Origin of the sequence: Allobosea vaviloviae (assembly GCF_001298265.1) — a bacterium.
Classification (GTDB): Bacteria; Pseudomonadota; Alphaproteobacteria; order Rhizobiales; family Beijerinckiaceae; genus Allobosea; species Allobosea vaviloviae_B.
Window position 1 is genome coordinate 25,336 of record NZ_LGSZ01000078.1, and the last position, 12,516, is coordinate 37,851.

Genomic DNA, 12,516 nt, shown 5'->3' on the forward strand with positions numbered 1-12,516 from the left:
CGCTGAGGAGGGGAAACATCATGTCCGCGACCGGAATAGGCGCCTCAGTCAGGCGCAAGGAAGACCACCGATTCATCACCGGCCAAGGCCGCTATACCGACGACATCAACCGGCCCGGCCAGGCCCATGCCTATTTCCTGCGATCGCCCCACGCCCATGCCGAGATTCGGTCGATCGATGTCGCTGCTGCAGCCGGCATGCCGGGTGTGCTCGGCATCTATACGGGCGATGATCTCGCCGCCGACAAGGTCGGTGGGCTGATTTGCGGCTGGATGATCCACAACAAGGACGGCTCGCCAATGCGGGCCGGCGCGCACCCGGCACTGGCGCAAGGCAAGGTCCGCTATGTCGGCGACCATGTCTGCGTGATCGTGGCCGAGACGCTGGCGCAGGCGCGCGACGCATCCGAGGCGATCGTCGTCGATTACGCCGTGCTGCCGGCTGTGGTCGATACGGGCAGTGCGGCCGGCGCGAAGTCGGTCGTCCATGCCGAGGCGCCCGACAACACCGTGTTCAACTGGCATCTCGGCAACAAGGCGGAGACTGAAGCGGCCTTCAAGGCGGCCAAGCACGTCACCAAACTCGACATCGTGAACAACCGCCTGGTGCCCAACCCGATGGAGCCGCGTGCTGCCGTCGGCGACTATGACGACGGGGAAGGCATCTTCACGCTCTACACGACCAGCCAGAACCCGCATGTCGCGCGGCTCGTGCTCTCGGCCTTCATCGGCATCGCGCCGGAGAACAAGCTACGGGTTGTGGCGCCCGATGTCGGCGGCGGCTTCGGCTCGAAGATCTTCATCTATGCCGAGGAGACCGTCTGCGTCTGGGCGGCGAAGAAGGTCGGCCGGCCGGTGAAGTGGAATTCCGACCGCACCGAGGCCTTCCTGTCGGACGCGCATGGCCGCGACCACGTCACCCACGCCGAACTTGCAACCGATGCCGACGGCAAGATCACGGCGCTGCGGGTTCACACCACCGCCAATCTCGGCGCCTATCTCTCGACCTTCTCCTCCTCGGTGCCGACCTATCTCTACGCGCCGCTTTTGTCTGGCTCCTACGACATCCCGGCGATCTATGCCGAGGTCGATGCCGTCTACACCAACACGGCACCCGTCGATGCCTATCGCGGGGCAGGGCGACCTGAGGCGACCTTCGTGGTCGAGCGTCTGATCGAGGTCGCCTCGCGCGAACTCGGCAAGGATCCGGCGAAATTCCGGATGCAGAACTACGTCAAGAAGTTCCCGCACCAGACGCCGGTGATCATGATGTACGACGCCGGCAACTACGGCGCCTCGCTGAAGAAGGCGCTGGAGATCATCGACTACAAGGGCATCGGCAAGCGCAAACGGGATTCCGCCCGCAACGGCAAGCTGCGGGGCATCGGCTTCTCCTCCTATATCGAGGCCTGCGGCATCGCCCCCTCGGCGGCGGTCGGTTCGCTCGGCGCCGGCGTCGGCCTGTGGGAATCGGCCGAGGTGCGGGTCAATCCGGTCGGTACGGTCGAGGTCCTGACCGGTTCGCACAGCCACGGCCAGGGCCATGAGACGACCTTCGCCCAGCTCGTTTCCGACAAGCTCGGCATCCCCATCGAGAACGTCTCGATCATCCATGGCGACACCGACAAGGTGCAGATGGGCATGGGCACCTATGGCTCGCGCTCGGGTGCGGTCGGCATGTCGGCCATCTTCAAGGCGGTCGACAAGGTCATCGCCAAGGGCAAGAAGGTCGCCGCCTATGTGCTGGAGGCCGATGAGGCCGATATCGACTTCGCCGACGGGCATTTCAGCGTCAAAGGCACGGATCGGAAGCTCGATTTCGGCTCCTGTGCGCTGCAGGCCTATATCGCGCACAAGTTCAACGGTCAGGACCTGGAGCCCGGGCTGAAGGAGGGTGCGTTCTACGACCCGACCAACTTCACCTTCCCGGCCGGCGTCCATATCTGCGAGGTCGAGATCGATCCGCAGACAGGCGTGACCAAGATCGAGCGCTGGGCGGCGGTGGACGATTTCGGCAATGTGATCAACCCGATGATCGTCGAGGGCCAGGTCCATGGCGGCATCGCACAGGGCGTGGGCCAGGCGCTGCTGGAAGGGGCGAAGTACAACAGCGACGGCCAGCTCGTGACCGCGAGCTTCATGGATTACTGCATGCCGCGCGCCGACGATCTGCCGTCCTTCGAGGTCGGTATGACCGTCACCGCCTGCCCGTCGAATCCGCTGGGGATCAAGGGCTGCGGAGAGGCGGGCGCGATCGCCGCACCTCCCGCCGTCATCAACGCCATCACTGACGCGCTCGGCCATGAGGACATCGCCATGCCGGCGACGCCGCAAGCCGTCTGGCGCGCGGCGCAGAAGAGCATCACGAGAATGGCTGCCGAGTAATTGAAACGCGTCATGGCCGGGCTTGACCCGGCCATCTCTCTCCGGTGAGGCTCGGAAGCGCTTTCCTGGATGAGATGCTCGGGTCGAGCCCGAGCATGACGGTTGTTGGAAACGAGCGGAGATCCATCATGTACGCCTTCACCTATCACCGCCCGGCCTCCTCGCGTCAGGCCGCCGGCCTCCTCGCCAAGAAGGAGGACGCCAAGATCCTCGCCGGCGGGCACACCCTGCTGCCGACGATGAAGCAGCGTCTGGCCTCGCCGACCGCGCTCATCGATCTCGGCGCCTGCGGCGACCTCAAGGGCATCGTTCGCAAGGGGCGCACCATCGTTATCGGCGCGATGTCGACCCATGCCGAGGTCGCGGAATCGGCGATCGTGCAGGAGGCCATTCCGGGCCTGGCCTATCTCGCCTCGCATATCGGTGATCCGCATGTGCGCCACCGCGGCACGATCGGCGGCTCGGTCGCCAACAACGATCCGGCGGCGGATTATCCCGCAGCCTGCCTGGCGCTGGGCGCGACGATCGTCACCAACAAGCGCAAGATCGAGGCCGACGATTTCTTCACGGGCCTCTACGAGACGGCTCTGGAAGAGGGCGAGATCATCACCAAGGTGGTGTTCCCCGTCGTCTCCAAGGCGGGCTACGCCAAGTTCCGCAATCCAGCCTCGCGCTATGCGCTGGTCGGGGTTTTCGTCGCCAAGCGCGGCAGCGACATCCGCGTCGCGGTGACCGGCGCGGGCGAAGGCGGCGTCTTCCGCTGGCCGGACGCGGAGGCCGCGCTCAAGGCCCGCTTCGCGCCGAAGTCGCTCGATGGGTTGAAGCATCCGGCCGAGGGCATCAATGGCGACATGCATGCCGACCCGGAATACCGCGCCCATCTGATCGGCGTGATGACCAGGCAGGCGGTGGCGCAGGCGACGGGCAAGTAGGCTCGGAGATCGGCCTCGCCACGTCATGGCCCTGGCTTGACCCGGGCATCTCGGGCAAGACTAGCTAACGCTCATTCCCACGAGATGCTCGGGTCAAGCCCGAGCATGACGCGAGTTGTCATGCCCTCTGCCCTGCCAATCTCCATCGACGCGACGCTCGCCCTCCTGCAAGGCCGGGGCTACGTCGCCGACCGCTCGCTGGCGACGGTGCTGTTCCTGGCGCTGCGGATGAAGCGGCCGCTGCTGCTAGAGGGCGAGGCCGGCACCGGCAAGACCGAGATCGCCAAGGTTCTCTCGGCCGCGCTCGGGCGCAAGCTGATCCGGCTGCAATGCTATGAAGGGCTGGATCTGGCGTCGGCCGTCTATGAGTGGAACTATGCCGGCCAGATGATGGCGATCCGTCTGGCCGAGGCCGGCGGCGCGAGCGGCGACCGCGAGCGGCTCGAAGGCGACATCTTCTCGGAGAAGTACCTGATCAAGCGGCCGCTGCTGCAGGCGCTGGAGCCGCAGGAGGGCGGGGCACCGATCCTGCTGATCGACGAACTCGACCGCACCGACGAGGCCTTCGAGGCCTTCCTTCTTGAGGTGCTGGCGGATTCGCAGGTGACGATCCCCGAGCTCGGCACGATCAGGGCCGCCGAGCCTCCGATCGTGATCCTGACCTCGAACCGCACCCGCGAGATCCACGACGCGCTGAAGCGGCGCTGCCTCTATCACTGGGTCGGCTATCCCGACGCGGCTCGCGAGCTCGCTATCCTGAAGGCGCGGGCGCCGCATGCTCCGGCAAAGCTCGCGAAACAGGTCGTGAGTTTCGTGCAGGCGATCCGCAAGGAGGAGCTGTTCAAGGCGCCGGGCGTGGCCGAGACGCTGGATTGGGCGACCGCGCTGGTCGAACTCGACGCGGTGGCGCTCGATCCGGCCCTGGTGTCGGATACGCTCGGCGCGCTGCTGAAATACCAGGACGACATCCAGGCGATGCAGGGCTCCAAGGTGAAGGAACTGCTGGATCAGGCGAAGGCCGAGTCAGGTCGGTAGTCCCGTGTCAGCCGGCCTTCTTCGCGCGCTTGCGCGCTGGGTCGAGATAGGGATTGCGAACCGCGTTGGCCCAGAATTTTTCGTCGAGCGGCGGAATGTCAGAATAGTCGATCTCGCTGTCGGGCTTTTTCAGAAGCGCCTCGATCTCGGCCTGCTGCTCGGGGGTGAGAGCGGGCGGATTGGAGAGATCGACTTCATAAGTGACCATCTTGCTCATAACGTCTCATCTCCTTTCTGTCGGCGGGGCGGGCTGAAATGATGCGGACGACTTCAATCGGGCCGTCATATCGATCGGTATGGATGACAACCAACAAGAGGCTGGTGCCGATCATGCCGATCGTGTTCCAACGATGCTCGCCGCCTTCGACCCCGCCATACTCTGTCAGCGCGAGGGGGTCTGCGAAGACGCGCGCCGCGGTCTCGAAACCTATGCCATGCTTACGAAGGTTGCTGGCCGCCTTTGCCGGGTCCCATTCGAAGCGCACGCAACACCATCTCGTGTCCGAAGCTTAACATCGATGGCAATCAACCGCCAAACTCAGTGGGAGGCAAGACCATGTACAACGATCTCAGGGCCATCGAGGCCGTCACTTGGACCTACCTCAACGGCCTCTATGAGGGCGACGTCGCCAAGCTCGAGCACGCCTTCCACCCGACCTCGGCGCTGACCACCGCGCAGGAGGACGGCACGATCAAGATCGTGCCGCGTGACGAATGGCTCAAGGCAGTGCGTGAGCGGCCCTCGCCGAAGGCCGCCGGCATGGTGCGCGGCGACCATATCCTGACCATCGACATGGTCGGGCCGACGCTGGCGCTGGTGAAGGTGAAGTGCCAGATGCCGCCGCGCTACTTCACGGATCTGCTGTCGTTCCTGAAGGTCGATAGCAAATGGCAGATCGTGCAGAAGGTATTCATGACCGAGACGGCGGCGTGAGCACGCCTCCCTCCGATCGAAGGGCGCAGGGAACCCTTCTCCCGGTTGGGAGAAGGGCAGGGATGAGGGACCGCCGCATTTCGCTGGAGCACCGGCAGGCCCTCATCCGGCGCTCCACGCCACCTTCTCCCATCCGGGAGAAGGGAAGAGGGCGCCGAGGCCAGTCATGACCGGGAAGCTTCCGGAAAACATCGCCTATTTTGCCCGTGCCCTGCGCATTGCGGGCCTGCGCGTCGGTCCCGGCGCCGTGGTCGAGGCGGTCGAGGCGCTGGCCGATGGCGCGCTCGGCGAGCGCGAGGATATGTACTGGGCACTGCACGCGATCTTCGTGAAGCGGCACGAGGACAGCGTCGTCTACGATCAGGCCTTCCGGCTGTTCTGGCGCCGGCGCAACCTGATCGAGAAGATCATGGCGCAGATGTCGCCGGTCTCGCCCGGGGCCGACAGCGCCCCGCAGAAGGAGGAGGCCGGCGCGCTGCGCGTGGCAGAGGCCTTTGCGCCGCCAAGGCGCGAGGAGGATGCGCCGGTCGAGCTGACGGAACTGACCGCGCAACTGACCGTGTCGGATCGCGAGATGCTGAAGTCGCGCGATTTCGCCCAGATGAGCGCAGCCGAGATCGCGCGCGCCAAGCGGCTCGTCGCGAGCCTCAGCCTGCCTGACGATCTCGTCGCGACGCGGCGTTTCCGGCCGGCCCATCGCGGAGCCCGGATCGATCCGCGGCGGACCTTTCGCCAATCGCTGCGGGGAGGGGGAGGCGCGATCGACCTCGCCTTCCGCGAGCGGGCGCAGATTCATCCGCCGATCGTGGCGCTCGTCGATATCTCCGGCTCGATGGCGGAGTATTCGCGGATCTTCCTGCATTTCCTGCATGCCGTCACCGAGAAGCGGCGGCGGGTGCATTCCTTCGTCTTCGGCACGCGGCTGACCAACATCACCCGCTCCTTGCGGGCACGCGATCCCGACGAGGCGCTGGCGCTGGCAGGCAAGGCCGCGCCCGATTGGGAGGGCGGCACGCGCATCTCCACGGCGCTGCATACGTTCAACCGGGTCTGGTCGCGGCGCGTGCTCGGTGGCGGCGCCATCGTGCTGCTTTTTACCGACGGGCTGGAGCGCCATCTCGACGGCGAACTCGCCTTCGAGATGGACCGTCTGCACCGCTCCTGCCGGCAACTGATCTGGCTGAACCCGCTCCTGCGCTTCGAGCAGTTCGAGGCGCGCGCCAGCGGCATCCGCACGATGCTACCGCATGTCGATTCGTTCCGGCCGATCCACAACCTTGCGGCGATGGCCGATCTCTGCGCGGCGCTGGCACCCAGCGACAACCGGGCGAGCGATCCGCGGCTGTGGCTGAAGAAAGCGGGCTAGGCTGGCGGCTTCGCGTGCTGGAACCGGCCCTGCTTCAGGAAATGCCGGACCTGCGCGATCGCCTCGCGGTTCTCCATGATCAGCGTGTGCGTGCCGTGAAGGGTGATGTGGTCCGCCATCCCGGCGACGCGGGTGCGTTCGACCGTGACGCGTCCATCATTGGCGCCCGGCAGGAGAAGCCAGCCCAGCGGGTCCAGAGAACGGTCGCCCGCGATGACGCCAAGCGGAAAATCGACCGTGCCGAGGACCTGGCACAGCGCATCGGGCCTTGCCGTGATCAACTCGGCGCCTGCCGGCCCGAAGAAGGCGCGATAGAGCCGGTTGTTGGCAAGCAGGTCGGCGATCTCGCTGCCTTCGTTGGGCGGCGCCAGCATCACGACATGGCCGAGGCGCTCCGGGCGATGGCGGGCGATATAGGCGCGGGCGACGAGGCCGCCCATCGAGTGAGTGACGAAATGCAGCCGGCCGTCCAACGTCGCCTGGAAGCGCGCGATCGGTTCCCGCATGAAGGCGACGATGTCTTCGATGCAGTTCTTGCGGGCAGGATAGTCGAGATTGAGAGTATGGTAGCCGTCGGCGGCCAGTGTGCGCTCGAGCGTCGCGAGCGAGGTCGCGTGCCGTGCGATGCCGTGCAGAAGAACGATGCCGTCCTGGTTTTTCGTCATATCGTGTCTTGCCCCCGGCGAGCGATAGCGAGATCGTCCTTGCCGGTCGAGACGCCAGCGTCGGCTTTCGACCTGCGCATGCTCGAAACCTGCGGCGGCCATGCTTAACTAGGCGCATCGCGGCGGGTGTCCGCAGCTTATGATGCGGCATGGGCGAAATCGGGCGTCAGCGCACCGGCTAACGAGGATCGAAGGTCATGATCTCCACTGACACCGATATCCTCTCCATCGCTGAAGCCTGGGCGAAGTCCGGACGTTCGGTCGCGCTCGCCACGGTGATCGAGACCTGGGGCTCGGCGCCGCGCCCGGTCGGCTCGCATCTCGTCATCGACGGGGATGGCAATTTCCAGGGCTCGGTGTCCGGCGGTTGCGTCGAGGGCGCGGTCGTCGAGGAGGCCGTCGATGTGATTGCCGACGGCGCGGCGCGCACGCTCGAATTCGGTGTCGCCGACGAGACGGCCTGGAAGGTCGGGCTGTCCTGTGGGGGGCGGATCCGGGTTTATGTCGAAAAGGTGAACTGATGGCCTCCTGGGAAACGCTGCTGGCCTTCGCGACGCTGACCCTCGTCGTCGCCTATTTTCCTGGGCCGGCCCTGCTCTACACCGCCGCACAGACGATCGCGCATGGCCGCAAGGCCGGCTTCATGGCGATGCTTGGCATCCATCTCGGCTGCTACCTGCATGTCTTCGCGGCCGCCTTCGGACTTTCGGCCGTCTTCACGCATGTGCCGGAGCTCTACGTCGCCGTGAAGCTCGCGGGCGCGGCCTATCTGATCTGGCTCGGCATCGGCATGATCCGCGCGAAGCTCGCGGCAGGCGAGGTGAACGTCGCTCCCGCGAAGACCGTCCGGCGCGCGCTGATCGATTCCTTCCTCGTCGAGGTGTTGAACCCCAAGGTGGCGCTGTTCTTCATCGCGCTCCTGCCGCAGTTCGTCGATCCGGCCGGATCTCTACCGGTCTGGGCGCAGTTCCTGATCCTGGGCACGATCGTCAACATCGCCTTCTCCTCGGCGGATCTGTTGACGGTTCTCGGCGCCTCGTTCGTGGTCAGGACGATGAAGCGGACGCAAGGCGGCTTCGCCGTCGGGCGCTGGCTCGGTGGCTCGCTGATGATCGGGCTTGGCGTCAAGCTCGCGACCGACAAGGGTTGAGGCGATGGATCTCTCCATTCTGGCTGCGCTCAACGCCGAGCGCGCGGCGCGGCGCGCGACCGTGCTCGTGACGGATGTCGCCGAGGGCACACAGCGGCTGGTCAAGGCCGCCGAGATCGCCTCCGATCCGCTGGCCGAGCTGCTCGACAAGCAGTTGCGCATGGCCAAGAGCGCGATGGTCGAGGTCGATGGGAAGCCCATCTTCCTGACCGTTCAGGCGCCGCATCCGCGCGTCGTCGTCACCGGGGCGGTGCATATCTCGCAGGCGATGGCGCCGATGACGAAGTTGCTCGATCTCGACATGATCGTGATCGATCCGCGCACCGCCTTCGCCACGCCGGAGCGCTTTCCCGATGTGACGCTGCTGACGCAATGGCCCGACGAGGCGATCGCGACGCTGGGCCTCGACGCCTACACCGCCTTCGTCGCGCTGACGCATGACCCCAAGATCGACGATCCCGGCCTCGAAGCCGCGCTGCGCTCGGAGTGCTTCTATGTCGGGGCGCTGGGCAGCCGGAAGACGCATGGCCGTCGCGTCGAGCGCCTGGCCGCGGCCGGCTTCGACGCCACTGCCGCGGCACGAATCCATGCGCCGATCGGGCTCGATATCGGCGCGGTCTCGCCGGCCGAGATCGCGCTTGCGATCCTGGGCGAGATCGTTTCGACGCTGCGCGGTCCGCGCCGCACCTCTGCCTGAGGCTGCGGCTGTGAAATTCGGACCCGTTCCCTTGGCTGAGGCTGCCGGCTCGATCGCCGCGCATACAATCCGGGCCGGCGAGACCATCGTCAAGAAGGGCGCGGCGATCACTGCGGCGGCTGCCTCCGCGCTGGCGGGCGCCGGCGTCACCGAGGTCGTCGCGGTGCGCTTCGAGCCCGGCGACATCGACGAGAATGCGGCCGCGACGCGGCTGGCCGAAGCGCTGGCCGGGCGCGGCGTGGTGACGGAGGCGGCCTTCACCGGCCGGGTCAATCTTTTCGCACAGGCCGCAGGGGTGCTCACCATCGACGCGGCTGCGATCGACGCGCTCAACCGCGTCGACGAGGCGATCACGGTGGCGACCTTGCCGCCGATGAAGGCGGTGGTCGCCGGCGAGATGATCGGCACCGTCAAGATCATCCCCTATGGCCTGCCGGCCGTGCTGGTGGAGCAGGCGCTGTCGGGGCTGGGTGGGTTGCAGCCGGTTTCGGTGTCACCCTATCGGCCGCTTCGCGTCGCGGTGATCTCGACGCTGCTGCCGGGTCTCAAACCCTCCGTCGTGGACAAGACGTTGCGGGTGATGGCGGAGCGGCTCGCGCCTGCCGCCGCGACACTTTCTACCGATCGCCGGGTGCCGCATGAGGCGGCGCCGCTCGCGCGGGCGATCGCAACAGAGGCAGCCGGGCCGGCCGACATCATCGTCGTCTTCGGCGCCTCGGCGATCACCGACCGGCGCGACGTGATCCCGCAGGCGCTGCTGGAGGCGGGCGGGCGGATCGAGCATCTGGGCATGCCAGTCGATCCCGGCAATCTGCTCCTCATCGGCGATCTCGCCGGAAAGCCGGTGATCGGCGCGCCGGGCTGCGCGCGCTCGCCCAAGGAAAACGGCTTCGACTGGGTTCTGCAGCGCTGCCTTGCCGGCATTCCGGTGAGGCGTTCGGATATCCAGGCGATGGGTGTCGGCGGGCTCCTGATGGAGATCGTCTCGCGGCCGCAGCCGCGCGCACCAGCGTTGCTCGATGTCGCGCCTGTCGCCGGCATCGTGCTGGCGGCGGGCCGCTCGACCCGCATGGGACAGGCCAACAAGCTGCTCCAGAGCGTGCGTGGCAAGCCGATGCTGCGTCATGCGGTGGAGGCGCAGCTCGCCTCGCGGGCGCGGCCGGTGATCGTTGTGACGGGACATCAGCATGAGGAGGTCTCGGCTGCGCTGACCGGGCTCGATGTCAGTCTGGTCCACAACCCCGATTTCGCCAGCGGTCTCGCCAGTTCGGTCAAGGCCGGGCTTGCCGCGCTGCCGGATACCGCTCCCGGTGTCGTGGTCTCGCTCGGCGACATGCCCAATGTCACGGCCGGCGTGATCGACCGCCTCGCGCAGGTTTTTGCCGACAGCGGCGAGGCTCTCGCGGTGGTGCCGACGCTGCTCGGCCAGCGCGGCAACCCAGTGCTGCTGGCGCGCGCGCTGTTTGCGGCGGTCGGGACACTGGACGGAGACCAGGGCGCGCGGCGTCTGCTCGATGCGGCCGGGGACGCGATCGTCGAGGGGCCGCTGGACGATCCGGCGATCGCGCTCGATGTCGATACGCCCGAGGCGCTGGCAGGGCTGCAAGGGTCAAGGGAGTAGAGGACGGGCGGTGCGCGCTTCGCTCCTGCAGCGCTGCGAGCAGAACTTCACCTCGTCCCAGACACGCTCCCACTTCTTGCGCCAGGTGAAGGGCCTGCCGCAGACCCGGCAGGTTTTCTCAGGCAGGTCCGATTTCCTGACGTGCTTCGCCATCGAAGTTGCGCCTCGTTGTGGTCCGTCTTGGTATGCGTTGACGTATACGCTGGGCGGAAGCATTCGGAGCAGCCTCATGAGCGACACCATCCTGATCTATGGCGGCAGCGGCGGGATCGGCTCGGCCATCGCGCGTTGCGTGAAGGCGAGGGGGCTCGGTGTTCATCTCGTCGGGCGCGACCTCACCAAGCTGGAGGCGGTCGCCGCCGAGATCGGTGCCGGCTTCACGGTCGGCGATGTCACCGAGGCGGATGTCTTCACCGAGGCGACGCAGGCTGCGTCGCAGGGCGGTGCCCTCAAGGGTCTCGTCTATGCCGTCGGAACGATCAACCTGAAGCCTGTCGCGCGCCTGTCGGAGGAGGATTTCCTCAGGGATTTCAGGATCAACGCGCTGGGGGCTGCGAAAGCGATTCAGGTGGCGCTGCCCCATCTCAAGCAGGCTGAAGGGACGGCTGGGATCGTCTTGTTCTCGACGGTCGCGGTGGCGCAAGGTTTTGCGGCGCATGCATCGGTTGCCATGGCCAAGGGCGCGATCGAGGGGCTGACGCTGTCGCTCGCCGCCGAGCTCGCGCCGCGCATCAGAGTGAACTGCATCGCGCCGTCCCTGACCAAAACCCCGCTCGCCGCGTCGCTGACGGGCAATGAGGCGATGGCGAAGGCGATCGCCGATCTGCATCCTTTGCAGCGGCTGGGCGAGCCTCAGGATATCGCGCCGCTCGCGAGCCTGCTCGCGTCGGACGATGCGAGCTGGATCACCGGGCAGATTATCGGCGTCGACGGTGGCCGCTCGACGCTACGAACCAAAGGGTAGCGGCTGAGGGCAAGGCACCGCCTCGGCTGCTCAGCTCTGCCAATGGAGGCCCAGCGTCGCATAAGCGTCTGCGGGCCGGTCACTCGTCTTCTGGATGCCGCCGGACAGCCGCCAGGTGAGGCCAAAGAGCCGCAAGCCCGTCAGGTGCAGGCCGAAGCGGAGCTTGTGGTAGTCGTGTGAGCGATAGGCCTCGAACTCCGGACCGATATGGGCGCCGTCGCTTTGGAAGCTGGCGAGACGAAAGGCTTGTGGAAGCAGCCAGCCTGCCGCGACGCGGCCCCAGAGCCGGCCGTCCAGTGTCGAGGCATAGGCGCTGGCCTGAAGCATCGTGCCCTCGCTGGGCGTCATCCAGAGGTCGCCGTGGAGGCGTGCGCCGTAGCTCCCGGTCGTGACCGTCCCTCGCGGCTCCTCGCGCTGCTCGCCCTCGTAGTCGGAGCCAGCGTAGAGCGACAGGAATGTGTCCCCGATGCGCCATTCATAGCCGATCAGGGCCTGCGCCTCGCTCTTGTAGGCGATGCCCCGGGGGCGCTGGCGCCGTGCCTGCTCCTGCGCCCCGCCGATCTTGAGCATCGTGCGGAAGCCGCTGCTCGACAGTCCGCTCCAGAGCGCCGTCTTCATCCCGGCCGAAACGAAGCCTTTCGTCGGCCCGGCTTCGAGCGAGCCAAACAGCACGCTCGACCAGGGTGAGCGCTCCTCGGCCTGCTCATCATCGGCGATGGCGGGCGTTGCCAACAGTACCGCGACAACGGCAGCCAGCCTCGCGGCTCC

General features: G+C 66.7%; 15 protein-coding genes. 10 read left to right on the forward strand and 5 right to left on the reverse strand.

Translation table 11 applies throughout. From position 1 onward, the window contains the following. The first annotated feature begins 20 nt into the window (after nucleotides 1-20). The 3 genes from AE618_RS24140 to AE618_RS24150 all read left to right on the forward strand — a co-directional run bounded on the left by AE618_RS24140 (nucleotide 21) and on the right by AE618_RS24150 (nucleotide 4,351). Nucleotides 21-2,384 (forward strand): xanthine dehydrogenase family protein molybdopterin-binding subunit, encoded by a 2,364-nt coding sequence (locus AE618_RS24140; RefSeq protein ID WP_054211624.1) that lies wholly within the window; start codon nucleotides 21-23, stop codon nucleotides 2,382-2,384. A gap of 128 nt (nucleotides 2,385-2,512) precedes the next feature. Further along, nucleotides 2,513-3,316 carry an FAD binding domain-containing protein gene (locus tag AE618_RS24145; RefSeq protein ID WP_054211625.1) on the forward strand — a complete coding sequence of 268 codons (804 nt, stop codon included), beginning with the start codon at nucleotides 2,513-2,515 and terminating at the stop codon, nucleotides 3,314-3,316. Nucleotides 3,317-3,436: 120 nt separating this feature from the next. Next, nucleotides 3,437-4,351, forward strand: a complete 915-nt coding sequence (locus tag AE618_RS24150) for an AAA family ATPase (protein ID WP_054211626.1) — start codon at nucleotides 3,437-3,439, stop codon at nucleotides 4,349-4,351. Nucleotides 4,352-4,358: 7 nt separating this feature from the next. Here AE618_RS24150 and AE618_RS24155 read toward each other — a convergent pair whose 3' ends face one another. Beyond that, nucleotides 4,359-4,568, reverse strand: coding sequence for a hypothetical protein (locus AE618_RS24155; RefSeq protein ID WP_054211627.1), 210 nt, complete (start codon nucleotides 4,566-4,568; stop codon nucleotides 4,359-4,361). Then, nucleotides 4,546-4,836, reverse strand: coding sequence for a BrnT family toxin (locus AE618_RS24160; RefSeq protein ID WP_054211628.1), 291 nt, complete (start codon nucleotides 4,834-4,836; stop codon nucleotides 4,546-4,548). Before AE618_RS24160 ends, AE618_RS24155 begins: the two co-directional genes overlap by 23 nt. A gap of 71 nt (nucleotides 4,837-4,907) precedes the next feature. Between AE618_RS24160 and AE618_RS24165 the strand changes: the two genes are divergently transcribed. Both AE618_RS24165 and AE618_RS24170 read left to right on the forward strand, forming a co-directional pair. Next, nucleotides 4,908-5,285, forward strand: a complete 378-nt coding sequence (locus tag AE618_RS24165; protein WP_054211629.1) for a nuclear transport factor 2 family protein — start codon at nucleotides 4,908-4,910, stop codon at nucleotides 5,283-5,285. 166 nt (nucleotides 5,286-5,451) lie between these two features. Then, nucleotides 5,452-6,651, forward strand: a complete 1,200-nt coding sequence (locus tag AE618_RS24170) for a vWA domain-containing protein (RefSeq protein ID WP_054211630.1) — start codon at nucleotides 5,452-5,454, stop codon at nucleotides 6,649-6,651. Here AE618_RS24170 and AE618_RS24175 read toward each other — a convergent pair. Then, entirely contained in the window at nucleotides 6,648-7,316 is a 669-nt protein-coding gene (locus AE618_RS24175; protein ID WP_054211631.1) for an alpha/beta fold hydrolase, read from the reverse strand. The genes AE618_RS24170 and AE618_RS24175 overlap by 4 nt on opposite strands. A 197-nt stretch (nucleotides 7,317-7,513) precedes the next feature. Here AE618_RS24175 and AE618_RS24180 point away from each other — a divergent pair, with 197 nt between their 5' ends. The 4 genes from AE618_RS24180 to AE618_RS24195 are packed head-to-tail and all read left to right on the forward strand — an operon-like array spanning nucleotide 7,514 to nucleotide 10,784. After that, nucleotides 7,514-7,837 carry an XdhC family protein gene (locus tag AE618_RS24180; protein WP_054211632.1) on the forward strand — a complete coding sequence of 108 codons (324 nt, stop codon included), beginning with the start codon at nucleotides 7,514-7,516 and terminating at the stop codon, nucleotides 7,835-7,837. Next, complete coding sequence (locus tag AE618_RS24185) at nucleotides 7,837-8,466, forward strand: LysE family translocator (RefSeq protein WP_054211633.1); 630 nt, start codon at nucleotides 7,837-7,839, stop codon at nucleotides 8,464-8,466. The genes AE618_RS24180 and AE618_RS24185 overlap by 1 nt, the downstream gene beginning before the upstream one ends. A gap of 4 nt (nucleotides 8,467-8,470) precedes the next feature. Continuing rightward, nucleotides 8,471-9,163 (forward strand): XdhC family protein, encoded by a 693-nt coding sequence (locus tag AE618_RS24190; protein WP_054211634.1) that lies wholly within the window; start codon nucleotides 8,471-8,473, stop codon nucleotides 9,161-9,163. 10 nt (nucleotides 9,164-9,173) lie between these two features. After that, nucleotides 9,174-10,784 (forward strand): NTP transferase domain-containing protein, encoded by a 1,611-nt coding sequence (locus AE618_RS24195; RefSeq protein WP_054211635.1) that lies wholly within the window; start codon nucleotides 9,174-9,176, stop codon nucleotides 10,782-10,784. Here AE618_RS24195 and AE618_RS27595 read toward each other — a convergent pair. Next, nucleotides 10,773-10,937, reverse strand: coding sequence for a DUF2256 domain-containing protein (locus AE618_RS27595; protein WP_082365542.1), 165 nt, complete (start codon nucleotides 10,935-10,937; stop codon nucleotides 10,773-10,775). The genes AE618_RS24195 and AE618_RS27595 overlap by 12 nt on opposite strands. A gap of 76 nt (nucleotides 10,938-11,013) precedes the next feature. Between AE618_RS27595 and AE618_RS24200 the strand changes: the two genes are divergently transcribed. Beyond that, the gene (locus AE618_RS24200) at nucleotides 11,014-11,748 is read left to right on the forward strand and encodes an SDR family NAD(P)-dependent oxidoreductase (protein ID WP_054211636.1); all 735 of its coding nucleotides are present in this window, start codon (nucleotides 11,014-11,016) and stop codon (nucleotides 11,746-11,748) included. A gap of 30 nt (nucleotides 11,749-11,778) precedes the next feature. On the opposite strand, the gene bcsS is transcribed toward AE618_RS24200, so the two are convergent. Next, complete coding sequence (gene bcsS, locus AE618_RS24205; RefSeq protein WP_054211637.1) at nucleotides 11,779-12,480, reverse strand: cellulose biosynthesis protein BcsS; 702 nt, start codon at nucleotides 12,478-12,480, stop codon at nucleotides 11,779-11,781. Nucleotides 12,481-12,516 lie beyond the last annotated feature (36 nt).